Raw genomic sequence first — 26,260 nt, forward strand, 5'->3', positions numbered from 1 at the left:
GTCACGCATCCCGGCCGAAGAGGCCCGCGGGCCTGATGAGAAGCACGATCGCCATAATGACGAAGATGACGATATTGGAGGCTTCCGGATAGAAGACCTTGGTCAGGCCTTCCGCGATGCCAAGCACATAGCCGGTGATGATGGCGCCCATGATCGAGCCCATGCCGCCGACGACGACCACGGCAAAGACAACGATGATCATGTTCGATCCCATCAGCGGCGAAACCTGGTAGATGGGTGCGGCGAGCACACCGGCAAAGGCGGCAAGACCGGCGCCGAGTGCATAAGTGAAGGTCAAGAGAACCGGCACGTTGACGCCAAAGACCTGCACCAGAGTGGCATTTTCCGTCGCTGAGCGCAGATAGGCGCCGAGCTTGGTCTTTTCGATCAAGAGCCAGGTGCCAATGCAGACGACGAGCGAAACGACCACCACCCAGCCGCGGTAGATCGGCAGGAACATGAAGCCGAGGTTCATGCCGCCGGCCAGCGCCGGTGGCGTTGCATAGGGCTGGCCCGAAGAGCCGTAGAGATAACGGAACGTGCCTTCGACGGCGAGCGCCAGACCGAAGGTGAATAGCAGGCCGTAGAGCGGATCGAGATCGTAGAGCCGGCGCAGAAAGAGACGCTCGATGACAGCGCCGGCAAGCCCGACGATGACGGGCGCCAGGATCAGCGACGGCCAGTAGCCGATACCGAGATAATTCAGCAGCAGATAGGCGACAAAAGCACCGAGCATGTACTGGGCACCATGCGCGAAGTTGATGACGCGCAGAAGACCGAAAATGATCGCAAGACCAAGGCTCAGCAGCGCATAGAAGGACCCGTTGATCAGGCCGATCAGCAGCTGGCCGAGCAGCGCCTGCAAGGGAATGCCGAAGATCATCGTCATCGCGTCACACTCCCAGAACCTTGTGCAGCGTGTCCATGCGCTGCGGCAGTTCGCCGACCGGGAATTCCGAGACCATCTGTCCATGATCCATCAGATAGAAGCGATCGGCAATACGGCTTGCGAAGCGGAAATTCTGTTCGACGAGCACGATGGTCATGCCGCGTTCCTTCAGCGTCTTCAAAACCTCGCCGATACGCTGGACGATAACAGGCGCCAACCCCTCGGTCGGCTCGTCGAGCAACAGCAGGCGCACGCCGGTGCGCAGGATGCGGGCGATCGCCAGCATCTGCTGCTCACCGCCCGAAAGCTTGGTGCCGGAACTCGTGCGCCGCTCATAAAGGTTCGGAAAAAGCTCGTAGATTTCATCGAGGCTCATGCCGCCGGGCGCCACAACAGGCGGCAGCATCAGATTTTCCGAAACCGTCAGCGTCGCGAAGATGCCGCGCTCCTCCGGCACGAAACCGATACCCTTGTGTGCGGTCTTATGCAGCGGCACCCGCATCATATCCGTGCCGGCAAAGCTTATCCTGCCCTTTCGGGAGCGTACGATACCGGTGATGGTACGCAAGGTCGTCGTCTTGCCAACGCCATTGCGGCCGAGAATGGTGATCATCTCGCCCTCACCGACCGTCATGTCGATCCCGTGCAGGATATGGCTTTCGCCATACCAGGCATTCAGACCCTGAATTTCGAGAAGCGGCGCCATCAGTGGTGCTCCTCCGTACCCATATAGGCCTGCCGCACGCGCTCGTCCTGGCTGACGGTCGCATAGTCGCCCTCGGCGAGGATCTCGCCACGCTGCAGCACGGTCACATGCTGGCAGATATTGGCAACGACGGAGAGATTGTGCTCGACCATAAGCACTGCCCTATCGCGGGCGACATCGCGGATGATGGCGGAGACGACGCCGACATCCTCCTGCCCCATGCCGGCCATCGGCTCGTCGAGCAGCAGCACCTTCGGATCGAGTGCCAGCGTGGTGGCGATTTCAAGCACGCGCTTGCGGCCATAGGAAAGATCGGCGGCGATATGATCGCGCTCCTTGGAAAGCCCGACACTGGCAAGCAATTGCTCGGCCCGGTCGTTCAGGCTGTCGAGTGCTGAAAGCGGACGCCAGAACTGAGTGGACAGATTGTTCGGCCGCTGCAGGGCGACCCGCACATTGTCGAGCACGGAAAGATGCGGGAAGACGGCAGAGATCTGGAATGAGCGGACGAGGCCCAAGCGCGCCACCCGATCCGGTGGCGTCCTGGTGATGTCTGTGCCCATCAGCGTGATCGTGCCTGATGTCGGCTGCAGGAACTTGGTGAGCAGGTTGAACACCGTCGTCTTGCCTGCACCGTTCGGCCCGATCAGTGCATGCACGCTTGCGTCATGCACATCGAGATCGACATTCTTGACGGCCGTGAAGCCGCCGAAATCACGGCGCAGGCCGCGGGCGGAAAGCACCACCCGCGGCTTGGCCTGAGTTTCAATCGCGGAAACCGCCATCGCTCACTTCACCAGATCGCAGCCGCTCTTGGCGGGGTCGATATAGGCTTCCTTGCCCGGAATGGTGGCGAGAACGTTGAAATAGTCCCACGGCTCCTTGCTTTCCGCGGGCTTCTTGACCTGCAGCAGATACATGTCGTGGATCATGCGGCCGTTCGGGCCGACCGTGCCGCCACGGCCAAAGACATCATCGACGGGCATCTCATGCAGCTGCTTGGCGACGGCTTCCGTCTCATCCGTGCCCGCCTTCTGGATCGCCTTCAGATATTGCAGAACAGCCGAATAGGTGCCGGTGTGGATCATGTTCGGCATCTTGCCGGTGCGTGCGAAGAACTTCTTGGCGAATGCGCGGCTTTCGTCGTCACGGTTCCAGTAATAGCCTTCGGTCAGCGTCAGGCCTTGCGCTGCTTCGAGGCCGAGGCCGTGGACTTCGGCAAGCGTGAAGAGCAGCGCTGCCAGATGCTGGCCGCCCTGGGTAATGCCGAATTCCGCCGCCTGCTTGATGGCGTTCGACGTATCGAGGCCGGCATTGGCAAGGCCGATGACCTTCGCGCCTGATGATTGCGCCTGCAGCAGGAAGGACGAGAAGTCCTGCGTCGACAGGGGATGGCGTACGGAACCGACGACCGTGCCGCCGCTTGCCTTCACGTAATCGCTGGTCTGCTGCTCCAGCGAATAGCCGAAAGCATAGTCTGCCGTCAGGAAGAACCAGCTGTCGCCACCCTGCTTGACCAGCGCGCCGCCGGTGCCGACGGCCAGAGCGTGGGTGTCATAAGCCCAGTGGAAGCCATAAGGCGAGCAGGCCTTGCCTGTTAGATCCGTCGTCGCAGCACCCGTGACGATATCGATCCTCTTCTTTTCCTTGGCGACGGCCTGCACGGCGAGCGCCACAGACGAGGTCGTCAGCTCCATGATGGCGTCGACCTGCTCGGTGTCATACCACTGGCGGGCAATGTTGGAAGCGATATCAGGCTTGTTCTGGTGGTCGGCATCGACGATCTCGACCGGCATGTCGAGCACCTTGCCGCCGAAATCCTCGACAGCCATCTTGGCAGCCTCGACCGAGGACTTACCGCCGAAGTCGGCATAAACGCCGGACTGGTCGTTCAGGATGCCGATCTTGACCTTGCCATCGGAAATGGCAGCACTTTGGGCGAACACGGCGGTGCTGCTTGCCAGTAGAAATGCAACGGACGCAATGAAATTCTTTCGCATAGTCTCTCCTCCCAGAGATTGGCCAGATTGCGAATCTGTTCAAATTTGGCGACCCGCCCTCCTCAAAGCGGCCGCTCCGCCCTTACGATCACGGAATTTCCTCCATGAGGCAACTGGCGGTTTACATCTAATTCCAAACAGTATCTGTTCGTTTTTGAACAGCACCGATCACAATGCCGCTGTAGCGACAGTTGCAGCGCTCTCCTTTGCGGGCGGCATTAGACCAAAGACGTAGATGGATGGGCGACGCCGATGAGCCATGCTTCGCAATTTACTTGGGACGATCTGCAGTTTTTTCTAGCCGTTGCCCGCACCGGCCAGCTTTCGACAGCCGCGCGGCAGTTGCGCTCCAGCCATGCGACCGTCTCGCGGCGCATCGACCGGCTGGAATTTGCACTGAAGGTCAAGCTTTTCGAGCGAAATCCGCGCGGCTACGTGTTGACCGCCATGGGCACGCGCTTTGTCGAAACGGCCGAGAAGATGGAACAGGAAACTGAACGGCTGCGGGCCGATCTCGCCGATGGGTCGCTTAGCCAGCGCGGCCTCGTGCGCCTCAGCGCTCCGGAGGGCTTCGCCAATTTCTTCTTTGCGACCGTCCTGCCGCAATTTGCCGCCCGCCATCCGCATCTGGCGCTGGAACTCGTCACCATCCAGCAGATCATGTCGCTCTCCCGCAAGGAGGCGGACATTTCCGTCGTCCTCGACGAGCCCAAAGGCGGCCCCTACTTTGCCGAAAAGCTGACGGACTATCATCTGCAGGTCTACGCCTCGCGCGACTATCTCGCCCGCGCTGCACCCATCAACACGCGTGACGACCTACTGAACCACCCCTTCATCAGCTATATCGAGGAAATGATCTTCGCACCGGGGCTCGATTATCTTGGCGACGTGCATCCGCGCATCAAGCCGCAATTCCAGAGTTCCAGCATCTTCGCGCAGTTGACGGCCACCAGAAACGGCCTTGGCCTCGGCATCCTGCCCTATTTCTTCGCCTGCCGTTATCCCGAACTGGTGCGCGTGCTGCCCGACGAGATCGATCTCAAGCGACACTACTGGATCACATGCCACCGCGACTTGAGGCAAGCGCCGCGCGTGCGCGCCGTCATCGACTTCCTGAGGGAAACGGCACGCAGCGAAGACGCCTGTTTCATCCCGCCCTATATCGGCACAGCACGAAAGGCGAAGGCAGAGATGTGACTATTTCAGGAATTCGGCGCGATGCGGGGTGAAGGTATCGATCAAGCGACCCTTTTCCAGCGCCTTGACGCCGTGAACCAGATTGGGCGGCACGATGAAGCTGCCACCCTGCTTCAAGACTTCAGTGCGGCCGTCGATCGTCACTTCGAAGCTGCCTTCGGCGACATAGCTCGCCTGTATGTGAGGGTGGAAATGGGCAGCACCCACGGCGCCTGCCTCGAAAGCCACTTCCACCATCATCATCTCAGGCAGATAGGTCATGATCCGGCGGGTCACGCCCGGCTCAGGGTTTACCCATTCGGCGCCTTCGGCCGATACGAAGAGATCGCTCGATGACATGTCTGCCTCCTCCTTCTAGAATCTGTCGCGCGCAAACTGGCGCACCGGCCGCCATTTGAAAAGATGGGTTCTGTGTCTTTGGCGCGATGAACGCCTTGTTGACGCCGCAAACGGGCGGGTCTATGCGACCTTAAATCAGGCATGCCTCTAGAATGGCCCTGAACAGTGGTGAGGAGACTGGACATGCAGCATACGCGCGAGGTTTTCGACTGGGCCGATCCCTTCCGGCTCGTGGAGCAGCTGACCGACGAGGAGCGCATGGTGCAGGAGACCGCCCATGCCTATGCACAGGAAAAGCTCGGCCCCCGTGTCCTCGAAGCCTTCCGCAACGAGAAGACCGATCCGGAAATATTCCGGGAGATGGGCGAACTCGGCCTTCTCGGCCCCACGATCGATCCCGAATATGGCGGCGCTGGCCTCGGCTACGTCGCTTACGGCCTGATCGCCCGCGAAGTGGAACGGGTCGACAGCGGTTACCGTTCAATGATGAGCGTTCAGTCCTCGCTGGTCATGGTGCCGATCGACGCCTTCGGCTCCGAAGAACAGAAGAAGAAATATCTGCCTAAACTTGCGACCGGCGAATGGATCGGATGTTTTGGCCTGACCGAGCCCAATCACGGCTCCGATCCAGGCTCCATGGCGACGCGGGCAAAGAAGGTTGACGGCGGTTATAGCCTGACGGGTTCCAAGACCTGGATCTCGAACGCGCCGATTGCCGATATCTTCGTCGTCTGGGCAAAGACCGAGGATGGCCTCATCCGCGGCTTCATCCTGGAAAAGGGCTGGAAGGGTCTCTCAGCCCCGAAGATCCAGGGCAAGGTTGGGCTTCGTGCCTCGATCACAGGCGAAGTCGTCATGGACAATGTCTTCGTGCCGGAAGAGAATCTGCTACCCGACGTCAGCGGCCTCAAAGGACCTTTCACCTGCCTCAACTCCGCTCGCTTCGGCATCGCCTGGGGCGCGCTGGGTGCAGCTGAAGCCTGTTACGCGACGGCCCGGCAATATACGCTGGACCGCCAACAGTTCGGCCGGCCGCTCGCCGCCAACCAGCTCATCCAGAAGAAGCTTGCCGATATGGCAACCGAAATCTCGCTCGGGCTTCAAGGATGTTTGCGTCTCGGCCGCATGAAGGAAGAGGGCCATCCGCCCGTCGAACTGACGTCGATCCTCAAGCGCAATTCCTGCGGCAAGGCACTGGAGATTGCCCGTGCAGCCCGCGACATGCTGGGCGGTAATGGTATTTCCGACGAGTTCGGCGTCGCTCGCCACCTCGTCAATCTCGAAGTGGTCAACACCTACGAGGGAACGCATGACATTCATGCGCTTATTCTCGGTCGTGCGATCACAGGCATTGCCGCCTTCTCCAACTAATTCACTCGCGCGCGAGGCGAATTGCAACCTTGACAACAATGTGCAAACCTCCCCTTGCCGCGGCAGAGAGGCCGGCGGCGCAAGGGGGATTTGCATATGTTTCTGCTGCTCGCACTTCTGATCGGCGTCATTGCCGGTCTTCGCGCCATGACCGCACCTGCCGCTATCGCCTGGGGCGCGGCACTCGGCTGGTTCGATATCTCTCAGACGCCGCTTGCCTTCATGGGCTACCGGTGGACGCCGTGGATCTTCACGGCGCTTGCCGTCATTGAGCTCATCACCGACCAATTACCCTCCACCCCCTCGCGCAAGGTGCCGATCCAGTTCGCCACCCGCATCATCGTCGGCGCGCTGTGCGGTGCCGTCATCGGCGCCGCAAGCAGTCTGCTCTCCGGCGGCCTGATCGCCGGCATCATCGGCGCGGTCATCGGCACGCTCGGCGGTGCAGCCGCCCGCGGCAAGCTCGCAGCCTCCTTCGGCCAGGATCGTCCGGCAGCCCTGATCGAGGATGCCGTTGCCGTCATCGGCGCCATTATCATCGCGTGGGCAGTCTGATGAAGAGCTTCGACGCAATCTTCATCGGCGCCGGCCAGGCCGGCCCATTCCTCGCCGCCCGCATGGCGGAAACGGGCATGAAGGTGGCGCTGATCGAACGCAAGTTCCTCGGCGGCACCTGCGTTAATGCGGGCTGCATGCCGACGAAAACACTGGTGGCAAGCGCCCGTGCCGCCCATGTGGCGCGGCGTGGCGCCGACTACGGTGTGCGGATTCCGGGCGAAATCGCAATCGACATGAAGACCGTGCGCGATCGCGCAGAAACGATCATCATGGATGCCCGCAACGGTTTGAGCGGCTGGTTCGGTGGCATGAAAACCATGACCGTCATCTACGGCCATGCCCGCTTCACGGGCTCGAAAGAAGTCGTCGTCAACGGCGACACGCTGACGGCACCGAAGATTTTCCTCAATGTCGGCGCCCGCCCAACGATCCCCGATATGCCGGGCCTTGCCGATATCGATTATCTGACCAGCACCGGCATCATCCATCTCGACAGCCTGCCGAAGCATCTCGCCATTATCGGCGGCAGTTATATCGGCCTGGAATTCGCACAGATGTACCGGCGTTTCGGTACGGAGGTGACGGTGATCGAGCGCGGCCCGAAACTCGCCTCCCGCGAGGACGAGGATATTTCCGATGCGATCGCCGATATCCTGAGATCCGAGGGCATAAAGATCCATACCGACGTCAAGGACATCCGCTTCGCCAAGGGCGCCGATGGTGCGACCGTCACAGCCGACTCCGAAACGATCGAGGCAAGCCATGTGCTTGTCGCCACCGGCCGGACGCCGAATACCGACGACCTCGGCCTCGATGCCGCGGGTGTGGCCACCGACAAGCGCGGCTTCATTACCGTCGACGACCGGTTGGCCACCAATATCGAAGGCATATGGGCGCTCGGGGACTGCAACGGCCACGGCGCCTTCACCCATACGTCCTACAATGACTTCGAGATTGCCGCAGCCAATCTGCTCGACGGTGGCGAGCGCAAAGTGTCGAGCCGCATTCTGGCCTATGCCCTCTATATCGATCCGCCGCTTGGCCGCGTCGGCATGACGGAAAAGCAGGCGCGCGCCTCAGGCCGCAAGATCATGGTCTCGACCCGCCCGATGAGCAGGGTCGGCCGCGCCAATGAGCGCGGCGAAACCAAGGGCTTCATGAAGGTGGTCGCAGATGCGGAGACCAAGGAGATCCTGGGTGCAGCCATTCTCGGCATCGAGGGCGACGAGGCGATCCACGGCTTCATCGATGCCATGAATGCCGGAACGACCTATCCGGCGCTACGATGGTCCGTGCCGATACACCCGACCGTTTCGGAATTGATCCCGACGCTGCTGGATGATTTGAAGGCGATCTGATCCCGAAGATCGCAACCAGCCGGAGACCGGTCATTGAATATCGAACTGCTGATCGAAAATTACGGCCTCCCGGCGATCTTTCTCGGCACCGCCTTTGAGGGTGAAACTGCCGCCTTTCTCGGCGGCGTCATCGCGCATCGCGACCTTCTGACCTATTGGGCCGCCTCAATGGCCGCCTCGGCGGGATCATTCGCCGGAGATCAGATGTGGTTCTTTGCCGGCCGCTATGCCGCCCAATGGAGTTTCGTTCGCCGCGTGATGGAGACGCCGGCGCTCGCACGGGTCACGCAACTTCTCGAAAAATATCCGACCGGCTTCATTTTTGCGTTCCGCTTTCTGGTCGGATTGCGGACGATCAGCCCGATCGTCATCGGCACGACGCATATATCGACGCAGAGGTTCCTCGTGCTCAACCTTCTGGCGGCGCTCATCTGGGGCCAGCTTTTCACGGCACTCGGCTATGCCTTTGGGCACGGGATTCACCAGATATTCGGTCACCTGCCGCTGCATCATCATCTGCTGATCGCACTCGGCGCCGCGGCCCTCATCGCGGGCGCGGCGCTGGTGCTTCGCAGGACGAAATTTGGCATCAAGTACCCGTAAAGGGCCTTAGTCCATGACGATCTGAAGCTTGACATCCGTCGGACGTGCCTCGACCGCGCGGTCAAAGGCCTTGATCGAATCCTCGAAGGCGAAGGCCTCTGATATCAGCGGCTTAAGGTCGACACGACCCGATCCGAGAAGGGCGATCGAGCGCTCATACTGATGGGCGTAGCGGAACACCGTCTCGATGCGGATTTCCTTGGTGGAGGCCGTCGAGACGTCAAAGCCGACCGGGTTGACCGGCAGGCCGACGGCGACGATGACGCCGCCGGGGCGCGGTAGGGCCATGATCGTCTCCCAGGCTTTCGGCGAGCCCGAGCATTCGAAGACCACATCCGCACCCCAGCCATCGGTCAGCCGGCTGACTTCCTCGGCGAGGTTTTTTTCGCGGATATTGACCGGGATAACGCCCTGGTACTGTGCAGCAATATCGAGCTTCGGCTGGGCGAGGTCGGCGACGATCGCGCGGGCGCAGCCGCCGGCAAGAGCAGCAATCGCAACCATGGTGCCGATCGGGCCGGCACCGAGGATGACGGCCGTGTCGCCGGGTGCAATCTTCGCCTTGGTGGCTGCCTGCATGCCGACCGCGAAAGGCTCGACCATCGCGCCTTCAGCGAAGCTGACATTGTCGGGCAGCTTGAACGTATAATTGGCCGGATGCACGACCTCAGGCGTCAGCACGCCGTGGATCGGCGGCGTCGCCCAGAAGGCAACGGCCGGATCGACATTGTACATGCCGAGCCGGCTTGCCTTGGAATTGGGATCGGGAATGCCGGGTTCCATGCAGACGCGATCGCCGACCTTCAGATGCGTCACACCGGAGCCGACCTCGACCACAGTGCCTGCCGCCTCATGGCCGAGCACCATTGGCTCGTTGACGATGAAGGGGCCGATCTTGCCATGCGTGTAATAATGCACGTCGGAGCCGCAGACACCCACGGTATGGATCTTGATCTTCACCTGCCCAGGCCCTGTCTCCAGAGGCAGATCGATATCGCGAAGCGCAAGCTCATGCTGGCGCTCCAGTACCAGCGCACGGACTTTGGTCATGATCGGTTTCCTTCCCTATGGCTCCCGCGATTCATGGGGCGCCGTTGCGGCGACTATAAGACCGCAAGGCCTAGCAATTCAATCATCTCCACCAGGCTTTTGCTCATTATGTGACGAAATGCTCACATGCTTATCACCCGAAAGATAAGCTCGCACTAGACGTCCGTATGATTCCGGAAAGGCCCGGCGAGGACTACATTTACCACCAAGGACTACGACAAAGTGGAAAGGAGTAAAGCGATGACGCACGACAACGATAATGTCGGCAGAAACCTGTCTTCCAACTCGCAGATCACGCGACAGCTCCGCGAATTCTGGCACAACCTGGTGGACGAGGCTGTCGCTGTACTCCAGCAAGGCCGCCAGCCGCAGCCACTGCTGCAGCCGGTGCGGGTTATTGCACGGGCGCGGGATCGAAATCGCCCTCCGCAGCGTTATTAAGCATGCGCCGGCATGGCGCGGCGGGTGCATGACGCTCCCGACACCATGCGGATCGGCAATGTAAGGAAGACCGTCATGAAATCGATTGTGTCATTCTGCCTGTTCGCATCTCTTCTCTTTGCCGCAAACGAGGCGTCTGCGGCGATCGAAGAAGCATCGCTTCCGCCGCCGCAGCAGGAAGAAAAGCTGGTGCCGGCCAATCTCGAGCTCACCTTCACCGGCCCTGTCGATCTCGCCCGCTCGACCGCCACCCTTCTCGATGCCCAGGGCCTGACATTGCCGACCGGCAAGCCGTTTCTTTCGGGACCGGAAGGCTCCGTCTTCAAGGTCCCGCTCGATCCGTCCATGGCGCCTGGCGTCTATACGCTCAACTGGCGCGTCCTCTCGATGGACGGCCACAGCGCTGAGGGCCACTACCAGTTCCGGGTTGATCCCTGAACCTTCCGATATCGAGCTGTTCGAGATAGCGCCGTACCGTCGGGGCACGGCGTTTTTTGTCTATCGGTCCGCCGAAGTGCGTTTTGACCGCATAAAGGCATTTATAAGATTTTTATATTGATAGCCCCGATGCAATCTCGAACCTTTATGCACTTCGGCCGCATATTAATATCCGAGAGATCGCAAAGATCATCTCCACGCCAGAAAGCATAAAAGGTGTCGCTTCCACTGAGCTGGCGCCCTTTATCTTGTCTGACTCCAAGAATAACAAATCGGAGTCAAGATCGATGATGGATATAATTCTACTCGGCACTGCAATCGTATTCTTCGGACTTTGCTTTGCCTATACACGCGCCTGCGACAGGCTTTGACAGGAGAGAACAGATGACCCTCGATTATATCTTGAGCGGTGCCGTGACCGTGTTTCTCACCGTCTACCTCACCTACGCTCTCATCCGCCCAGAACGTTTCTGAAAGAGCCGGCGCTTCTCATCCAGAAGCGGCCGGGTACTGAAAGTTTCCTCCCATGACCCTCAACGGATGGCTTCAGATTCTGCTTTATTGCGGGATCGTCCTTGTGCTCGTCAAACCGCTTGGCGGTTACATGACGCGTGTCTTCAGCGGCGAGCGCACATTCCTTTCACCGGTCCTCGTTCCGATCGAACGAGGACTTTACGCCGTTGCCGGCACCAGCGAACGCGAAGACCAGCACTGGACCTCCTATGCCTTCGCCATGCTGATGTTCAATCTGATGGGCGTCATCGTGCTTTATGCGCTGATGCGCCTGCAAGGCGCGTTGCCCTATAACCCGGCCGGCATGGCCGCCGTCGGTCCGGAACTCTCCTTCAACACCGCCGTCAGCTTCGTCTCCAATACCAATTGGCAGAATTACGGTGGCGAAAGCACCATGTCCTACCTGACACAGATGATGGGCTTCACCGTCCAGAACTTCGTGTCGGCTGCGACGGGCATGGCGATTGCCGTTGCGTTCATCCGCGCCTTCTCGCGCGCATCGGGCAAGGCGATCGGCAATTTCTGGGTCGATATGATCCGCGCCACGCTCTACATTCTGCTGCCGATCTGCATCGTGCTGACGCTCGCCTATGTCTGGCTCGGCGTGCCGCAGACGCTCGGCCCCTATGTCGATGCCACGACGCTCGAAGGCGCCAAGCAGACGATCGCCGTCGGCCCCGTCGCCTCGCAGCTTGCGATCAAGATGCTCGGCACCAATGGCGGCGGTTTCTTCAATGCCAACTCGGCCCATCCTTTCGAGAACCCCGACAATATCTCGAACATGATCCAGATGGTGTCGATCTTTGCGATCGGCGCAGCCTTTACCAACGTCTTCGGCCGCATGGTCGGCAACCAGCGTCAGGGCTGGGCGATCCTCGCCTCCATGGGCCTGCTCTTCATCGTCGGTGTCGGCATCACCTACTGGGCTGAAGCTGCTGGCAACCCGCTGATGCATGCCTTCGGTCTTGGCGGCGGCAATATGGAAGGTAAGGAAGTCCGCTTCGGCGTTGCCATGTCCTCGCTGTTTGCGGTCATCACCACCGCTGCTTCCTGCGGCGCGGTCAATGCCATGCACGGCTCATTCACGGCGCTTGGCGGCCTGATCCCGCTCATCAATATGCAGCTCGGCGAAGTCATCGTCGGCGGCGTCGGCGCTGGCTTCTACGGCATCCTGATGTTCATCATCGTCGCCGTCTTCGTGGCAGGCCTCATGGTCGGCCGCACGCCGGAATATCTCGGCAAGAAGATCGAGGCGAAGGAAATGAAGATGGCCGTTCTCGCCATCCTCTGCCTGCCGCTCGCCATGCTGGTCTTCACCGCGATCGCTAGCGTGCTGCCCTCGGCAGTCGCCTCGATCGGCACGGCCGGCCCGCACGGGTTCTCCGAAATCCTCTATGCCTATACGTCGGCTGCAGCCAACAACGGCTCGGCTTTCGGCGGCCTGACGGGCAATACGCCCTGGTACAACATCACGCTCGGCATCGGCATGCTGATGGGCCGCTTCCTCGTCATCATTCCGGCTCTTGCGATTGCCGGCTCTCTGGTCACGAAGAAGACGGTTCCGGCCTCGGCAGGTACATTCCCGACGGATGGCCCGCTCTTCGTCGGCCTGCTCATCGGCACGATCCTGATCGTCGGTGGTCTCACCTTCTTCCCGGCACTGGCCCTCGGCCCCGTCGTCGAGCACCTGGTCACCATTGCCGGCCAGACCTTCTGAGGTGGGTGCCATGATCATCCGTCACAGGCTGCGAAAAGCCTTCCATCCACGTCCCGGTCTGCCGGGGCGTGGAGCCCAGCGCACGCCGCGCGCCTCCGACATCATCCTGGTGATGATGGCAGGCCTGCTCGTCGTCGTCTGCGCAATCAGAATTTTACAGGGCTGACCGGCAATCCGGTTCGCCATCCTCGTTTCAAAGCTGGAGTCTCTTATGAGCCAGGCAAAATCCGCGAGCATCCTGGATTCTCGCATCCTCATTCCGGCCGTGGGCGCTGCTTTCACCAAGCTCAACCCGCGCACCCTCGCCAAGAACCCGGTCATGTTCGTCGTGGCCACGGTCTCGGCACTGACCACAGTCCTTTTCCTGCGCGACCTCGTTTCAGGCAACGGCAATCTCGCCTTCTCCTTCCAGATCAACCTCTGGCTCTGGTTCACCGTGCTCTTTGCCAACTTCGCTGAAGCCGTCGCTGAAGGCCGCGGCAAGGCGCAGGCCGACTCGCTGCGCAAGGCCCGCACAGAAACCCAGGCCAAACTGCTCACCGCCAACAACGGCAGCGGCTACCGCATGGTGCCTGGCACGAGCCTGAAGGTCGGCGATCTCGTTCTCGTCGAAGCTGGCGACATCATCCCCTCGGACGGCGAAGTCGTCGAAGGTGTCGCCTCCGTCAACGAGGCAGCCATTACCGGTGAGTCCGCCCCTGTAATCCGTGAATCCGGCGGCGACCGCTCGGCCGTGACAGGTGGCACGCAGGTTCTTTCCGACTGGATCCGCGTACGCATCACCGCTGCTGCCGGCTCGACCTTCCTCGACCGCATGATCTCGCTCGTCGAAGGCGCCGAACGCCAGAAGACCCCGAACGAAATCGCGCTCAACATCCTGCTCGCCGGCATGACGCTGATCTTCGTGCTCGCCACGGCGACGATCCCGAGTTTTGCAGCTTACGCCGGCGGCTCGATCCCGATCATCGTGCTCGTCGCACTCTTCGTCACGCTGATCCCGACCACCATCGGCGCCCTGCTGTCGGCMATCGGYATCGCCGGCATGGACCGCCTCGTCCGCTTCAACGTGCTCGCCATGTCCGGCCGCGCCGTCGAAGCCGCCGGTGACGTCGATACGCTGCTGCTCGACAAGACTGGCACGATCACGCTCGGCAACCGCCAGGCCACCAGCTTCCGCCCGGTCCGCGGCATCTCCGAACAGGATCTCGCCGATGCGGCCCAGCTTGCCTCGCTTGCCGATGAGACGCCCGAGGGACGCTCGATCGTCGTGCTCGCCAAGGAGAAATATGCGATCCGAGGCCGCGACATGGCAGGCCTGAAAGCCACCTTCGTGCCCTTCACCGCCCAGACACGCATGAGCGGCGTCGATCTCGAAGGCTCCGCGATCCGCAAGGGCGCTGTCGATGCAGTGCTGACCTACGTCAATGGCGATGCCTCCTCGAAGAACGGCGCCGAAATCGTGCGTGAACTGCAGTCAATATCAGACGAGATCGCCAAGGCCGGCGGCACGCCGCTTGCCGTTGCTCGTGACGGTAAGCTGCTCGGCGTCATCCAGCTCAAGGATATCGTCAAGGGCGGCATCCGCGAACGCTTCAACGAGCTTCGCCGCATGGGTATCCGGACCGTCATGATCACCGGCGACAACCCGATGACGGCAGCCGCCATCGCCGCCGAAGCCGGCGTGGACGATTTCCTCGCCCAGGCAACGCCTGAGAACAAGCTGCAGCTCATCCGCGAGGAACAGGCCAAGGGCAAGCTGGTCGCCATGTGCGGCGACGGCACGAACGATGCCCCAGCCCTGGCACAGGCCGACGTCGGTGTGGCCATGAACACCGGCACGGTCGCAGCCCGCGAGGCCGGCAACATGGTCGACCTCGACAGCGACCCGACGAAGCTCATCGAGATCGTCGAAATCGGCAAGCAGCTGCTGATGACGCGCGGCGCGCTGACGACCTTCTCGATCGCCAACGACATCGCCAAGTACTTCGCCATCATCCCGGCGATGTTCCTGACCTTCTACCCGCAGCTTGGCGTGCTCAACGTCATGGGCCTCGCCACGCCGCAGAGCGCCATCCTGTCGGCGATCATCTTCAACGCGCTGATCATCATCGCGCTGATCCCGCTGTCACTGAAGGGTGTGCGCTACCGCCCGATCGGCGCCGGCGCGCTGCTCTCCCGCAACCTGCTGATCTACGGTCTCGGCGGCATCATCGTCCCCTTCATCGGCATCAAGGCGATCGACATCGTCATCACGGCCGTCGGCCTCGCCTAAGGAGTTACAACAATGTTGAAAGAACTTCGTCCGGCAATCGTCATGATCGTTGCCACCACTGCCATCACCGGCCTTCTCTACCCGCTTGCCATGACGGGTGCCGCTCAGGCCATCTTCCCCTTCCAGGCAAATGGCAGCCTTATTGAAAAAGACGGAAAGGTCATCGGCTCCACGCTGATCGGCCAGGCCTTTACCAGCGACAAGTATTTCCACGGCCGCCCGTCCGCCGCGGGCGACGGTTATAATGCCGCTGCATCCTCTGGCTCCAACCTCGGCCCAACCAGCCGGAAGCTGATCGACCGCGTGAAAGGCGACTATGAGGCTGCCAAGGCGACCAACCCGAATGCCGAGGTTCCCGCCGACCTCGTCACCGCTTCGGGCAGCGGCCTCGATCCGCACATCTCGCCGGATGCCGCCTATTTCCAGGTGCCGCGTGTCGCCAAGGCCCGCGGTGTTGATGAAGCCAAGGTCAAGGCGCTGGTCGATGCAGCCGTCACGGGCCGCGAACTCGGCCTGCTTGGCGAGCCTACCGTCAATGTTCTGGCGTTGAACCAGAGCCTTGATGCTTCTATGACTCAGTAAAGGTTGAGAGCCCCGGAGCGCGACAAGCGGGCCGGGGCTTGCTCGTGAAGAAAGACCAAACCGCATGCCAGACGACAACCGCGACCAGGCCGGCAGGCCCTCTCCCGATGCGCTTCTCGAAAAAGCCCGGGCGGAGTCGCGCGGGCGCCTGAAGATCTTCCTGGGCGCTGCACCTGGCGTCGGCAAGACCTATGAAATGCTGGTCTCCGGCCACGCCAAGATGGCCGATGGCCTCGACGTGGTGATCGGCGTCGTCGAAACCCATGGCCGCAAAGAGACCGAGGCGCTGCTTGCCGGTTTCGAGATCGTTCCGCGTGTGGAGATCGCCTATCGCGGCCAGTCGCTCGAAGAGATGGATCTCGATGCCATTCTCGCCCGCAAGCCCGATCTCGTTCTCGTCGACGAGCTCGCCCATACCAATGCCGAGGGCAGCCGCCATCCGAAGCGCTATCTCGATGTCAAGGAACTGCTCGACCGCGGCATCGATGTCTATTCGACGCTAAACATCCAGCATGTGGAGAGCCTGAACGACGTCGTTTCGCAGATCACCCGCATCCGGGTGCGCGAAACAGTGCCGGACTCTGTGATCGACATGGCTGATGACATCGAGATCATCGACCTGACACCCGACGACCTCATCAAGCGTCTTCACGATGGCAAAGTCTATGTGGCAAAGACCGCCGAGCGCGCGCTGACCAATTACTTCACGCCCGGCAATCTGACGGCGCTGCGCGAACTCGCCCTGCGCAAGACCGCCCAGCGCGTCGACGACCAGTTGCTGACCCATATGCAGGCGCATGCGATTTCCGGCCCGTGGGCCGCCGGCGAACGCGTGCTGGTATCGATCGACGAGCATCCCCGCTCTGCCTCGCTCGTCCGCTATGCCTCACGCATGGCCTCCCGCCTGCGTGGCCCCTGGGCCGCCGTCTATATCGAGACCAACCGCTCCATCAATCTGTCGGAAACGCAGCGAGACACGATCGCAGCGACTTTGCGGCTTGCTGAACAGCTCGGCGGTGAAGCAATCACCATCCCCGGTCGCGAAGTGACGGAAGAGCTGGTGCGCCACGCCACTGCCAACAACGTCACCCACATCGTCATCGGCGCCCCGAAGAAGCCGACCTGGCGCGAGGGGTGGTGGAACCGTTCGACAACCGACGAGCTGATCCGGCGGGCGGGCGATATCAGCGTTCATGTCATTTCCGGTAACGAGAAAGACACGGCTTCGCTGCGCGGCGTCAAGGCGGCTCCGAGCGCGCCGACACTGAATTTCAGGGCCTATATCCTCTCGACAGCCTATGTCGCCATTGCGCTGGCCGTCGGTGTGGTGCTCGACCAGGTTCTCGACGTGCGCAATCTGGCGCTCGTCTTTCTGATGGCGGTGCTGACATCAGCGGTCATCCATGGCCTGAGGCCGGCGCTCTATACCTGTATCGTCAGCGCCCTCTCCTTCAACTTCTTCTTTCTGCCGCCGCGCTATACGCTGACGATCAGCGATCCTGAAAGCGTGCTGGCGCTCTTCTTCTTCCTCGGCGTTGCCGTCATCGCCTCCAACCTCACGGCAACGGTGCAGCGGCAGGCGGTCGCCGCCCGGCAGAGGGCGCGAACGACGGAAGACCTCTATCTCTTTTCCAAGAAGCTCGCAGGCACCGGCACGCTCGATGACGTCCTCTGGGCAACCGCCTTCCAGATCGCCTCGATGCTCAAGGTGCGCGTCGTTCTGCTTCTGCCGGAGGGTAGTTCCATCGCGGTCAAAGCCGGCTATCCTCCCGACGRTACGCTCGACGACGCCGATATTGCCGCCGCCCGCTGGGCCTGGGAGCACAATCATGCCGCCGGTCGCGGCGCCGATACCCTGCCCGGTGCCAAGCGCCTCTATGTACCGCTGCGCACCGGCCGCACCGCCGTCGGCGTCATCGGTCTAGACAGCGACCGCCGCGACGGCCCGCTGCTGACGCCCGAGCAGCAGCGTCTTCTGGACGCTCTTGCGGACCAGGCCGCACTCGCCATCGAGCGCGTCCAGCTCGTCGCCGATGTCGATCGCGCCAAGCTTGCAGCGGAAGCCGATCGCCTGCGGTCTGCCTTGCTGACCTCGATCTCGCACGATCTGAAGACGCCGCTTGCGGCGATCCTCGGCGCGTCCGGCACGCTGCGCGACTATTTCGATTCCATGCCGGCGGAGGACCGCACCGACCTTCTCTCGACCGTGGTCGACGAATCCGAGCGCCTCAACCGCTTCATCGCCAACCTGCTCGACATGACGAAGATCGAATCCGGTGCCATGGAACCGAACTATGCGCTGCACTATGCCGGCGACATCGCCGGCACCGCCCTGCGAAGGGCTGCCAAAATCCTCGACCATCACAGGACGGAGATGACGATCGCTGCCGACCTGCCCATGGTTCGCGTCGATCCTGTTCTCTTCGAACAGGTCCTCTTCAATCTGCTCGACAATGCCGCCAAATACGCGCCCGAGGGTTCCGTCATCCGCATCGAGGGTTGGGCGGACGCCGACAATGTCGTCGTACAGGTCTCCGACGAGGGCCCGGGCATTCCTCCTGCAGACCTCACCCGTGTCTTCGACACCTTCTACCGTGTGCGCAAAGGCGATCAGGTGCGCGCCGGCACCGGCCTCGGCCTCTCCATATGCCGGGGCTTCATCGAGGCGATGGGCGGGACGATCACCGCCGGCAACCGGACGGACCGGTCCGGCGCTGTCTTCACCGTCCGCCTTCCCAAACCGAATGACATTCCCAAACTGGATGAACTCAAATGACCGGTTCAGCCGTCAAGATCCTCGTCGTCGACGACGAGCCTCCGATCCGCAAGCTTTTACGTGTCGGCCTCACCGCGCAAGGCTATGAAGTGCATGAAGCGCCGAATGCCGGCGCGGCCCGCCAGTCCGTCAAGGACGACCAGCCCGATCTCATCGTGCTCGATCTCGGCCTTCCCGACATGCCGGGCCATGACCTTTTGCAGGAATGGCGCGAGGACGGGCTCACCATGCCAGTCGTCATCCTGTCGAGCCGTACCGACGAGGCCGGCATCGTCAAGGCATTGGAAAGCGGTGCCGACGACTATGTAACGAAGCCCTTCGGCGTCAACGAACTCGGTGCCCGTATCCGCGTGGCGCTCCGCCACCGGCTGCAGCAGCAGGGTGAAAAGGCGATCTTTCAGACGGGCGGGCTGTCGATCGATCTCGTCAAGCGCATCGTCAAGGTCGACGGCAGGGAGATCAAGCTGTCGCCGAAGGAATACGACATCCTGCGCGTACTCGCTCAGCATGCCGGCAAGGTGCTGACACATCAATTTCTTCTGAAGCAGGTATGGGGGCCGGCGGCGGACGTGCAGTATCTTCGCGTCTATGTGCGCCAGCTGCGGCAAAAGGTCGAGCAGATTCCCGACCAGCCGCACTATATTACCACCGAGACCGGCGTCGGCTATCGGCTCCGCGAGCCTGACTGATACCCGCCTCGTACAGCATCGAGAATGAAATGAACCTCTCCAATATCATCCGRCCGGAGCATACCTTCATCGGCCTGTCGGTGACGACCAAATGGCGCGCGCTGCAGTCGATCTCCGAAAAGGCCGGCAACGCCTTCGGCATTGACGGCCAGACCGTGCTGAAAGCGCTCGAATCCCGGGAAAAGCTCGGCTCCACCGGCATCGGCAACGGCATTGCCGTTCCCCATGCAGCCATCAACGGCATGACGAGCCCGCGCGGTCTCTTGATCCGTTTCGCGCAGCCGCTGGATTTCGATGCGATCGATGATATCCCGACGGACATCGCCTTCGTACTGCTCTTCGGGGAAAACAATCGCGGGGAATATCTGAACGTGCTTGCCGCTATCGCCCGCAGGCTTCAATCGGAAGGCGTCTTGGCGGCCATGCGCAAGGCCAGAAGCGTCGATGAATTCTACTCGGATTTCATCGCGGATTCGCGCGTGTAGGGAAAATCCGCTTTCGACCTTCTCCCCGCAGTAGCGGGGGGAAGGCAAATCGAGAACAAGGGGCCGCTTCGGCCCCTTTTTATTAGAAGTCGCGCTGGAAACGCAGGAAACCGAAGGTTTCGTCGTCGCCGTCTTCTTCATCGTGGTACTGAAGGCTGAGCTTGCTGCGCAGATTTTGAGCGATCTGGTAGTCGACGGTCACGCCGGTCGTGTAGGCGCTGCCGCCGCTGAAGCCCTTGCCGTCAGCATCGAGATCGATCTTGTCGAAGTACTGGAAGGCCGGCGTAACGGCCCACTTGTCGGTGAGCTTGACCTTGTACTCTGCAGCGATCGTCCATTCGGACTCTTCGTAGTAGTAGTTAGCGCCGCTAGCCCAGATGCCAGCGAGGCCGAGGGTGCCGGGGCCGATGTCGGCATACAGGATTGCGCGGATGGCGCCTTCTTCGTTGTCGGAATCGTAGCCCCCGAGCAGGTAGCCGCTGAATGCGCCGCTCTTGAAGGAAACCTGGGCTGCAACGCCGAAGTTGTTCGGGCCTTCGCCCGGCTTCTCGGCATAGGCTTCTTCAAGTTCGTCGACCGAGATACCGGCTGCGAAGTTGTCGGTCTCGTACTGATAACGGATCGAGTTGTGGGTCGTCTCATTGCTCGAGAGCGTGTCCGTCTCGCCGCTCAGATCGTCATCCCACCAGCTGTACTGCTTACCAACGCGGAAGCCGGCGATATCAATGTAGCCTTCGTCGAGCGTGGTCGTCTGGTTGGTGGCGTTGTCAGCGTTGGTACGCAGCGTGATAACGCCGGTGAGCGTGCCGTACTCGGTGTCGTTCTTGGTCTGGAAGGTGACCTGACCACGGGTAACGGCATCCCAGTCGGAGTCGTTGGTGTCTCGATTGCCGCCAGCGTTTTGGCCGGCGTTAACCTGGAAACGGATGTAACCGCTGATCTGAAGGCAAGTTTCGGTGCCCGGGATGTAGAAGTAGCCAGTCCCGTAGGCGTCGCAAACGCGAACATATTCTACGGGCTCGGGCTCGGCTGCGACGATAGCGTCGGCTGCATGTGCTCCGGAAACCGCTGCAAGGGCGGCAACAGAGCCAAGAAGGATAGTTTTAATAGACATCAGAAAGACCTTTTACGGTTTGAAAGAGGCGAGCAGTGCTTCAAGGACACCCCCACCATCGGTCGCCGAATCCCAACGACCGGAAGTCCATGTAGGCACTCGAAAACGTCAGTGCTGCAAAAGATGACCAAAAATCGACACACCAATGTCACTTTCGGGATCGAACTGTGGCAGAAAAATCACGACTGTGGCGTGGTGCCTTAATTGGCCGCGGCCAACTGACAGCACGTCCCATTCGCAATCACCCGCTGAAAATGGGATGGCTTTCTAAGGTTGGTCCCCGGAACCGGAACAATCTTCGTTTCATTATACGACCTAGTTGATAGAGTTTAGCGCATAACCACGGAGGGTTCCCATGCAGACTTTAAGGCTCACCCGGCTCATCGCGGCCGCGGTCATGGTAGGCAGCTTTGCGATCGGAAGCGTCGCGCCGGCCTTCGCCGACCAGACGCTTCTGAACGTGTCCTATGATCCGACACGCGAATTGTATAAGGATTTCAACGTTGCCTTTGCCGCGAAATGGAAGGCCGACACCGGCGAAGCCGTAACGATCCAGGCCTCTCATGGTGGTTCCGGCGCCCAAGCGCGCTCGGTCATCGACGGCCTTGATGCCGACGTCGTGACCCTCGCGCTCGAAGGCGATATCGACGCCATCGCCAAGAAGACCGGCAAGATCCCGGCCGACTGGAAGACCAAGTTCCCCAATAATTCGACGCCCTATACCTCGACGATCGTCTTCCTCGTCCGCAAGGGCAACCCGAAGGGTATCAAGGATTGGGGCGACCTGGTCAAGGAAGGCGTCCAGGTCATCACGCCTAACCCGAAGACCTCCGGCGGTGCCCGCTGGAATTTCCTGGCTGCCTGGGCATGGGCCAAACAGGCCAATGGCGGCGACGACGGCAAGGCGCAGGAATACGTGACGAAACTGCTGCAGCACGTTCCGGTTCTCGATACCGGCGCTCGTGGTGCTACGACCACCTTCGTCCAGCGCGGCCTCGGCGATGTCCTGCTCGCCTGGGAAAACGAAGCCTATCTCTCGCTCGAGGAACTCGGCCCCGACCAGTTCGAGATCGTGACCCCCGCCTTCTCGATCCGCGCCGATCCGCCTGTCGCAATCGTCGATGGCAACGTCGACAAGAAGGGCACACGCAAGGTCGCGGAAGCCTATCTGAACTACCTTTATTCGGATGAAGGCCAGAAGATCGCGGCAAAGCATTATTACCGCCCGATCAAGCCGGAAGCAGCCGATCCGGCTGATATTGCCCGCTTCCCGAAGCTGACGCTCGCCACGATCGACGACTTCGGCGGCTGGAAGGATGCACAGCCGAAATTCTTCGGCGACGGCGGCGTATTTGACCAGATCTACAAGCCTGCCCAATAATAGGTCTTATGAGCGCACATAACCCCACACGGTGGCGGTTCAAGCGGCCGAGCGTCATTCCGGGTTTCGGACTGGCGCTCGGCCTTACCTTGATCTGGCTCACCCTCATCGTCCTTATCCCCCTGTCCGGCCTTGCCTGGCGGTCGAGCACACTCGGCTGGGAGAAGTTCTTCGGCATTGCATTCGACCAGCGAACGCTGAGCGCGCTGCGCATCAGCTTCGGCTGCGCCTTCATCGCCGCCTGTCTCAATGTCGTCTTTGGCGTCATCCTTGCCTGGGTCCTGGTACGTTACCGGTTTCCCGGCAAACGCATTATCGACGCCATGGTGGACCTGCCCTTCGCCCTGCCGACGGCCGTCGCCGGCATCGCACTGACAACCCTCTACGCTCCGAACGGCTGGGTCGGGCAGTTCCTAACGCCGCTCGGCATCAAGATCGCCTTCACGCCGGCCGGTATCGTCATCGCCCTCATCTTCGTCGGCCTGCCCTTCATCGTACGAACGGTCCAGCCGGTCATGGAAGAGATCGACAAGGAAGTCGAGGAGGCTGCCGCCACGCTCGGCGCCAATCGCTTCCAGACAATCGCGCGCGTGCTGCTGCCGGGTCTCGCACCCGCAGTACTGACGGGTTTCGCCCTTGCCTTCGCCCGTGCCGTCGGCGAATACGGCTCGGTCATCTTCATTGCCGGCAACCTGCCGTTCAAATCGGAAATCGCCCCGCTGCTGATCGTCATCAAGCTCGAGGAATACAACTATGCAGCAGCGACCGGCATTGCGGCGATCATGCTGGTCATCTCCTTCATGATGCTGCTCGTCATCAATCTCATCCAGAGCTGGAGCAGACGGAGGTACGGTTATGGCGTCTGAAGCTATCCCAAACACCGCATCGGCTGAACAGCACAAGCTCCATTCAGCGGTCACAGAAAGCAAGGTCGCCCGCATCGTACTGGTCGTGGTCTCGCTGCTCTTCCTGCTGTTAATCCTGCTTCTGCCGCTGGCGGCAGTCTTCGTCGAGGCTTTCCGCAAGGGTGTCGGTTCATTTTTCACAGCCCTTCAGGATGCTGAAACCTTCTCGGCCATCCGCCTGACACTGATCGTCGCCGGCATCAGCGTGCCTTTGAACCTTACCTTCGGCTTAGCCGCCGCTTGGGCCATCGCCAAGTTCGAATTCAAGGGCAAGGCGTTCCTGACCACACTGATCGATCTGCCCTTCTCGGTTTCGCCTGTTATCTCGGGCCTCGTCTTCGTGCTGCTCTTCGGCGCCAACACTTGGCTAGGCCAGTGGCTGAGCACCAACGACATCAAGATCCTGTTTGCAGCGCCAGGGCTGATCCTCGCCACCATGTTCGTCACTTTCCCCTTCGTTGCGCGCGAGCTCATTCCGCTCATGCAGGAACAGGGAACGCAGGATGAGGAGGCGGCCCTTTCGCTTGGCGCGAGCGGCTGGCAGGCCTTCTGGCACGTCACGCTGCCGAACATCAAATGGGGCCTGCTCTACGGCGTGCTGCTGTGCAATGCCCGCGCCATGGGTGAGTTCGGCGCCGTGTCGGTCGTATCTGGCCATATTCGCGGGCAGACCAACACTATGCCGTTGCAGGTGGAAATCCTCTACAACGAGTATAATTTCACCGGGGCCTTTGCGGTCGCTTCGCTTCTGGCCTTGCTTGCCCTCGTCACACTTGTTTTGAAGACGCTGCTGGAGTTGCGCTATAGCGCCGAAATCGCCGCCAGCCGGCGGCACTGAAGGAATTAGAATGGAAGTACGCGTCCAAAACATACGCRAGGAATTCGATCGCTTTCCGGCGCTGCACGATGTCTCGCTCGATATCCGCTCGGGTGAATTGATCGCATTGCTCGGCCCCTCCGGCTCCGGCAAGACCACGCTTCTGCGCCTTATCGCCGGCCTTGAAAGCCCGACCGAAGGCCAGATCTTCTTCGGCGAAGAGGATGCGTCGAGGAAAACAGTCCAGCAGCGCAATATCGGCTTCGTGTTCCAGCACTATGCGCTTTTCCGCCATATGACAGTGCTCGACAACGTCTCCTTCGGCCTGAAGGTGCGCAATGCGTCACGCCGTCCGCCGAAAGCGGAGATCCGCAAGCGGGCGCTGGAACTGCTCGATCTCGTACAGCTTTCGGGTCTTGAAAAGCGCTATCCAGCGCAGCTTTCCGGCGGCCAGCGTCAGCGCGTGGCCCTCGCCCGCGCCATGGCGGTCGAGCCGAACGTCCTGCTGCTCGACGAGCCTTTCGGCGCTCTCGATGCGCAAGTGCGCAAGGACCTACGCAAATGGCTGCGCGAAATCCATGACCGCACCGGCCATACCACCGTCTTCGTCACCCACGACCAGGACGAGGCGATGGAGCTTGCCGACCGAGTCGTCGTCATGAGCCAGGGTGCGATCGAGCAGGTCGGCACGCCGGACCAGGTCTATGACAGCCCCAACTCGCCCTTCGTCTTCGGCTTCGTCGGCCAGTCCAATTGCCTGCAGGTGGAAGTTGCCGGCGGCGATATCCGCTTCGAAGGCCGCTCGCTAGGTCTAAACGCCGAGGGTGAGGCCGATGGCGCTGCGCAGCTCTATTTCCGCCCGCACGATGTCCGGCTCTGCGAATCTGCCGAGAACTGCATCGCCGGCCAACCGGTCGCCAGCCGGCGCGTCGCCGGCACCCGCCATATCGAACTCGACATCGGCAAGGACCGCCCGCATATCGAGATCGAGCTTCCGCCGGGCGAGGCCGACAGGCTCGACCGGTCGCGCGTCGCCTTCAAGCCGACACGCTGGAAGCTTTTCCGGAATTAACATAACTGCAACATCAGTTCCCGCCAGAATCGTATTTCGGCGGGAACCCTTTGTTATTTTTGTGATCTCCGGTTGTTTGTATTTTTGTCACATGCCGGGTAAAAACGTTTTCGCTTAGATCGAAAAGGGCTGGACTAATTCCGATAGGAGGCACCTGGCGTTGAGGGCGGAGATTTCCTTTGGAAAATCCCTGGTCGGGATTTTATTCGTAGGACTGGCAGCCGCGAGCTGCACGACGACACCGAAACCGGCGGCAGCGCCGGTTAAAGCCAAATCGAAACAGGTTCAACCGGCAAAAGTCACTTTCAATTACACCACAAAAGATCGCGACTGCCTGAAGCGGGCGATGTACTTCGAATCGCAGCATTCGGATGAGGATGGCTATCTGGCCGTCGGCAGCGTGGTCATGAACAGGCTGACCTCCGGCGCCTATGCCGACTCCATCTGTGGCATCGTAGCCCAGAAGAAGCAGTTTGCGCCTGGCGTCATGACGCGCGAGGTCAAGTCGCAGGCAGAACCCGAACTTGCAACAGCGGCTGACGCGATCCTGAGCGGCGAACGCCATCCGGCCGTGAAGGACGCGATGTTCTTCCACACGGCAGGATTGAAATTTCCCTACAATAACATGCACTATGTGACGGTCGCTGGCGGCAACGCCTTCTACGAAAAGCGCGACGAAGATGGCACGCTCGAAACGCCGCCGCCACTGCCGTCCTACGAAGTCGCGATGAATTATGTACCCGGCGAGAGCATGCTGCCGCCACAGTTCGAGGTGCTGATCCCGTCAGATGTTCCGATACCGATCCCGTCCCCAGACCCGGCGGCGACGGCAAGTACCAACCCGTTGCCGATGCCCGCAACGGTGACTGCGATCGAGCCTGAACCCGGCACGCCGATCGCCATCCCGACACCGCGCCCTGCCTATGACAGCGTGATGTTGCGACCAGGCATTTCGGCAAACGGCAGCTGATTGCGGAAGAATGAAGA

The 26,260-nt window shown here is 60.9% G+C and carries 27 protein-coding genes; 20 read left to right on the forward strand and 7 right to left on the reverse strand.

The features are described from left to right. Nucleotide 1: 1 nt before the first annotated feature. From AC1DM5_RS07440 to AC1DM5_RS07455, 4 genes are read right to left on the reverse strand one after another with little or no spacing between them, the layout of a single operon-like run. The gene (locus AC1DM5_RS07440; protein ID WP_477818611.1) at nucleotides 2-889 is read right to left on the reverse strand and encodes a branched-chain amino acid ABC transporter permease; all 888 of its coding nucleotides are present in this window, start codon (nucleotides 887-889) and stop codon (nucleotides 2-4) included. Between the two features lie 4 nt (nucleotides 890-893). Beyond that, a complete protein-coding gene (locus AC1DM5_RS07445) occupies nucleotides 894-1,595 on the reverse strand; it encodes an ABC transporter ATP-binding protein (RefSeq protein WP_477818612.1) in 702 nt (233 codons plus the stop codon). Continuing rightward, on the reverse strand, nucleotides 1,595-2,380 hold the full coding sequence (locus AC1DM5_RS07450; RefSeq protein WP_477818613.1) for an ABC transporter ATP-binding protein: 786 nt from the start codon (nucleotides 2,378-2,380) through the stop codon (nucleotides 1,595-1,597). Before AC1DM5_RS07450 ends, AC1DM5_RS07445 begins: the two co-directional genes overlap by 1 nt. A gap of 3 nt (nucleotides 2,381-2,383) precedes the next feature. Next, a complete protein-coding gene (locus tag AC1DM5_RS07455) occupies nucleotides 2,384-3,595 on the reverse strand; it encodes an ABC transporter substrate-binding protein (protein ID WP_477818614.1) in 1,212 nt (403 codons plus the stop codon). 252 nt (nucleotides 3,596-3,847) lie between these two features. On the opposite strand from AC1DM5_RS07455, the gene AC1DM5_RS07460 reads away from it, so the two are divergent. After that, the gene (locus AC1DM5_RS07460; protein WP_477818615.1) at nucleotides 3,848-4,792 is read left to right on the forward strand and encodes a LysR family transcriptional regulator; all 945 of its coding nucleotides are present in this window, start codon (nucleotides 3,848-3,850) and stop codon (nucleotides 4,790-4,792) included. Here AC1DM5_RS07460 and AC1DM5_RS07465 read toward each other — a convergent pair whose 3' ends face one another. Beyond that, the gene (locus AC1DM5_RS07465; protein WP_112546239.1) at nucleotides 4,793-5,131 is read right to left on the reverse strand and encodes a cupin domain-containing protein; all 339 of its coding nucleotides are present in this window, start codon (nucleotides 5,129-5,131) and stop codon (nucleotides 4,793-4,795) included. A 183-nt stretch (nucleotides 5,132-5,314) separates the two neighbouring features. On the opposite strand from AC1DM5_RS07465, the gene AC1DM5_RS07470 reads away from it, so the two are divergent. The 4 genes from AC1DM5_RS07470 to AC1DM5_RS07485 all read left to right on the forward strand — a co-directional run bounded on the left by AC1DM5_RS07470 (nucleotide 5,315) and on the right by AC1DM5_RS07485 (nucleotide 9,021). Further along, nucleotides 5,315-6,502, forward strand: coding sequence for an acyl-CoA dehydrogenase (locus tag AC1DM5_RS07470; RefSeq protein ID WP_477818616.1), 1,188 nt, complete (start codon nucleotides 5,315-5,317; stop codon nucleotides 6,500-6,502). A 96-nt stretch (nucleotides 6,503-6,598) separates the two neighbouring features. Then, the gene (locus tag AC1DM5_RS07475; protein WP_477818617.1) at nucleotides 6,599-7,057 is read left to right on the forward strand and encodes a DUF4126 family protein; all 459 of its coding nucleotides are present in this window, start codon (nucleotides 6,599-6,601) and stop codon (nucleotides 7,055-7,057) included. Then, on the forward strand, nucleotides 7,057-8,418 hold the full coding sequence (locus tag AC1DM5_RS07480; protein WP_477818618.1) for an FAD-containing oxidoreductase: 1,362 nt from the start codon (nucleotides 7,057-7,059) through the stop codon (nucleotides 8,416-8,418). Before AC1DM5_RS07475 ends, AC1DM5_RS07480 begins: the two co-directional genes overlap by 1 nt. A gap of 33 nt (nucleotides 8,419-8,451) precedes the next feature. Further along, the gene (locus tag AC1DM5_RS07485) at nucleotides 8,452-9,021 is read left to right on the forward strand and encodes a DedA family protein (protein WP_477818619.1); all 570 of its coding nucleotides are present in this window, start codon (nucleotides 8,452-8,454) and stop codon (nucleotides 9,019-9,021) included. Nucleotides 9,022-9,027: 6 nt separating this feature from the next. On the opposite strand, the gene AC1DM5_RS07490 is transcribed toward AC1DM5_RS07485, so the two are convergent. Next, nucleotides 9,028-10,071, reverse strand: a complete 1,044-nt coding sequence (locus tag AC1DM5_RS07490; RefSeq protein ID WP_477818620.1) for an NAD(P)-dependent alcohol dehydrogenase — start codon at nucleotides 10,069-10,071, stop codon at nucleotides 9,028-9,030. A gap of 240 nt (nucleotides 10,072-10,311) precedes the next feature. On the opposite strand from AC1DM5_RS07490, the gene AC1DM5_RS07495 reads away from it, so the two are divergent. The 10 genes from AC1DM5_RS07495 to AC1DM5_RS07540 all read left to right on the forward strand — a co-directional run bounded on the left by AC1DM5_RS07495 (nucleotide 10,312) and on the right by AC1DM5_RS07540 (nucleotide 19,984). Beyond that, nucleotides 10,312-10,512 carry a hypothetical protein gene (locus AC1DM5_RS07495; RefSeq protein ID WP_477818621.1) on the forward strand — a complete coding sequence of 67 codons (201 nt, stop codon included), beginning with the start codon at nucleotides 10,312-10,314 and terminating at the stop codon, nucleotides 10,510-10,512. Between the two features lie 75 nt (nucleotides 10,513-10,587). Next, nucleotides 10,588-10,950: a copper resistance CopC family protein gene (locus tag AC1DM5_RS07500; protein ID WP_113321486.1), complete on the forward strand. Its 363-nt coding sequence runs from the start codon at nucleotides 10,588-10,590 to the stop codon at nucleotides 10,948-10,950. A gap of 384 nt (nucleotides 10,951-11,334) precedes the next feature. Beyond that, nucleotides 11,335-11,424, forward strand: a complete 90-nt coding sequence (locus AC1DM5_RS07505) for a K(+)-transporting ATPase subunit F (protein ID WP_016556800.1) — start codon at nucleotides 11,335-11,337, stop codon at nucleotides 11,422-11,424. Between the two features lie 52 nt (nucleotides 11,425-11,476). Further along, a complete protein-coding gene (gene kdpA, locus AC1DM5_RS07510) occupies nucleotides 11,477-13,180 on the forward strand; it encodes a potassium-transporting ATPase subunit KdpA (RefSeq protein WP_477818622.1) in 1,704 nt (567 codons plus the stop codon). 10 nt (nucleotides 13,181-13,190) lie between these two features. After that, nucleotides 13,191-13,346: a hypothetical protein gene (locus AC1DM5_RS07515; protein WP_007825862.1), complete on the forward strand. Its 156-nt coding sequence runs from the start codon at nucleotides 13,191-13,193 to the stop codon at nucleotides 13,344-13,346. A gap of 45 nt (nucleotides 13,347-13,391) precedes the next feature. Further along, complete coding sequence (gene kdpB / locus AC1DM5_RS07520) at nucleotides 13,392-15,452, forward strand: potassium-transporting ATPase subunit KdpB (RefSeq protein WP_439017754.1); 2,061 nt, start codon at nucleotides 13,392-13,394, stop codon at nucleotides 15,450-15,452. 12 nt (nucleotides 15,453-15,464) lie between these two features. After that, nucleotides 15,465-16,034 (forward strand): potassium-transporting ATPase subunit KdpC, encoded by a 570-nt coding sequence (kdpC, locus tag AC1DM5_RS07525; protein ID WP_477818623.1) that lies wholly within the window; start codon nucleotides 15,465-15,467, stop codon nucleotides 16,032-16,034. A gap of 64 nt (nucleotides 16,035-16,098) precedes the next feature. Continuing rightward, a complete protein-coding gene (locus AC1DM5_RS07530) occupies nucleotides 16,099-18,810 on the forward strand; it encodes a DUF4118 domain-containing protein (protein ID WP_477974806.1) in 2,712 nt (903 codons plus the stop codon). Continuing rightward, the gene (locus tag AC1DM5_RS07535) at nucleotides 18,807-19,499 is read left to right on the forward strand and encodes a response regulator transcription factor (RefSeq protein ID WP_007820889.1); all 693 of its coding nucleotides are present in this window, start codon (nucleotides 18,807-18,809) and stop codon (nucleotides 19,497-19,499) included. The genes AC1DM5_RS07530 and AC1DM5_RS07535 overlap by 4 nt, the downstream gene beginning before the upstream one ends. Nucleotides 19,500-19,528: 29 nt before the next feature. Continuing rightward, nucleotides 19,529-19,984, forward strand: coding sequence for a PTS sugar transporter subunit IIA (locus tag AC1DM5_RS07540; protein WP_477818625.1), 456 nt, complete (start codon nucleotides 19,529-19,531; stop codon nucleotides 19,982-19,984). 82 nt (nucleotides 19,985-20,066) lie between these two features. Here AC1DM5_RS07540 and AC1DM5_RS07545 read toward each other — a convergent pair whose 3' ends face one another. Beyond that, nucleotides 20,067-21,098, reverse strand: a complete 1,032-nt coding sequence (locus AC1DM5_RS07545) for a porin (protein WP_477818626.1) — start codon at nucleotides 21,096-21,098, stop codon at nucleotides 20,067-20,069. Between the two features lie 355 nt (nucleotides 21,099-21,453). On the opposite strand from AC1DM5_RS07545, the gene AC1DM5_RS07550 reads away from it, so the two are divergent. From AC1DM5_RS07550 to AC1DM5_RS07570, 5 genes are all read left to right on the forward strand, one after another. Beyond that, on the forward strand, nucleotides 21,454-22,479 hold the full coding sequence (locus tag AC1DM5_RS07550) for a sulfate ABC transporter substrate-binding protein (RefSeq protein WP_477974808.1): 1,026 nt from the start codon (nucleotides 21,454-21,456) through the stop codon (nucleotides 22,477-22,479). Between the two features lie 8 nt (nucleotides 22,480-22,487). Next, entirely contained in the window at nucleotides 22,488-23,345 is an 858-nt protein-coding gene (gene cysT / locus AC1DM5_RS07555) for a sulfate ABC transporter permease subunit CysT (protein ID WP_477818628.1), read from the forward strand. Further along, nucleotides 23,335-24,222: a sulfate ABC transporter permease subunit CysW gene (gene cysW / locus AC1DM5_RS07560; RefSeq protein WP_477818629.1), complete on the forward strand. Its 888-nt coding sequence runs from the start codon at nucleotides 23,335-23,337 to the stop codon at nucleotides 24,220-24,222. The genes cysT and cysW overlap by 11 nt, the downstream gene beginning before the upstream one ends. Nucleotides 24,223-24,232: 10 nt before the next feature. Further along, complete coding sequence (locus tag AC1DM5_RS07565; protein ID WP_477974810.1) at nucleotides 24,233-25,273, forward strand: sulfate/molybdate ABC transporter ATP-binding protein; 1,041 nt, start codon at nucleotides 24,233-24,235, stop codon at nucleotides 25,271-25,273. 160 nt (nucleotides 25,274-25,433) lie between these two features. Further along, the gene (locus tag AC1DM5_RS07570; protein WP_477818631.1) at nucleotides 25,434-26,243 is read left to right on the forward strand and encodes a cell wall hydrolase; all 810 of its coding nucleotides are present in this window, start codon (nucleotides 25,434-25,436) and stop codon (nucleotides 26,241-26,243) included. Nucleotides 26,244-26,260: the final 17 nt, after the last annotated feature.

The organism is Rhizobium sp. 01T437, from assembly GCF_056398505.1.

Coding starts and splice junctions, on each gene's coding strand:
- AC1DM5_RS07445 (WP_477818612.1), bottom strand. CDS start 1,595: ATGGCGCCGCTTCTCGAAATTCAGGGTCTGAATGCCTGGTATGGCGAA.
- kdpC (WP_477818623.1), top strand. CDS start 15,465: ATGTTGAAAGAACTTCGTCCGGCAATCGTCATGATCGTTGCCACCACT.
- AC1DM5_RS07440 (WP_477818611.1), bottom strand. CDS start 889: ATGACGATGATCTTCGGCATTCCCTTGCAGGCGCTGCTCGGCCAGCTG.
- AC1DM5_RS07450 (WP_477818613.1), bottom strand. CDS start 2,380: ATGGCGGTTTCCGCGATTGAAACTCAGGCCAAGCCGCGGGTGGTGCTT.
- AC1DM5_RS07480 (WP_477818618.1), top strand. CDS start 7,057: ATGAAGAGCTTCGACGCAATCTTCATCGGCGCCGGCCAGGCCGGCCCA.
- AC1DM5_RS07455 (WP_477818614.1), bottom strand. CDS start 3,595: ATGCGAAAGAATTTCATTGCGTCCGTTGCATTTCTACTGGCAAGCAGC.
- kdpA (WP_477818622.1), top strand. CDS start 11,477: ATGACCCTCAACGGATGGCTTCAGATTCTGCTTTATTGCGGGATCGTC.
- AC1DM5_RS07460 (WP_477818615.1), top strand. CDS start 3,848: ATGAGCCATGCTTCGCAATTTACTTGGGACGATCTGCAGTTTTTTCTA.
- AC1DM5_RS07515 (WP_007825862.1), top strand. CDS start 13,191: ATGATCATCCGTCACAGGCTGCGAAAAGCCTTCCATCCACGTCCCGGT.
- AC1DM5_RS07490 (WP_477818620.1), bottom strand. CDS start 10,071: ATGACCAAAGTCCGTGCGCTGGTACTGGAGCGCCAGCATGAGCTTGCG.
- cysW (WP_477818629.1), top strand. CDS start 23,335: ATGGCGTCTGAAGCTATCCCAAACACCGCATCGGCTGAACAGCACAAG.
- AC1DM5_RS07550 (WP_477974808.1), top strand. CDS start 21,454: ATGCAGACTTTAAGGCTCACCCGGCTCATCGCGGCCGCGGTCATGGTA.
- AC1DM5_RS07500 (WP_113321486.1), top strand. CDS start 10,588: ATGAAATCGATTGTGTCATTCTGCCTGTTCGCATCTCTTCTCTTTGCC.
- cysT (WP_477818628.1), top strand. CDS start 22,488: ATGAGCGCACATAACCCCACACGGTGGCGGTTCAAGCGGCCGAGCGTC.
- AC1DM5_RS07465 (WP_112546239.1), bottom strand. CDS start 5,131: ATGTCATCGAGCGATCTCTTCGTATCGGCCGAAGGCGCCGAATGGGTA.
- AC1DM5_RS07505 (WP_016556800.1), top strand. CDS start 11,335: ATGACCCTCGATTATATCTTGAGCGGTGCCGTGACCGTGTTTCTCACC.
- AC1DM5_RS07470 (WP_477818616.1), top strand. CDS start 5,315: ATGCAGCATACGCGCGAGGTTTTCGACTGGGCCGATCCCTTCCGGCTC.
- AC1DM5_RS07545 (WP_477818626.1), bottom strand. CDS start 21,098: ATGTCTATTAAAACTATCCTTCTTGGCTCTGTTGCCGCCCTTGCAGCG.
- AC1DM5_RS07495 (WP_477818621.1), top strand. CDS start 10,312: ATGACGCACGACAACGATAATGTCGGCAGAAACCTGTCTTCCAACTCG.
- AC1DM5_RS07535 (WP_007820889.1), top strand. CDS start 18,807: ATGACCGGTTCAGCCGTCAAGATCCTCGTCGTCGACGACGAGCCTCCG.
- AC1DM5_RS07475 (WP_477818617.1), top strand. CDS start 6,599: ATGTTTCTGCTGCTCGCACTTCTGATCGGCGTCATTGCCGGTCTTCGC.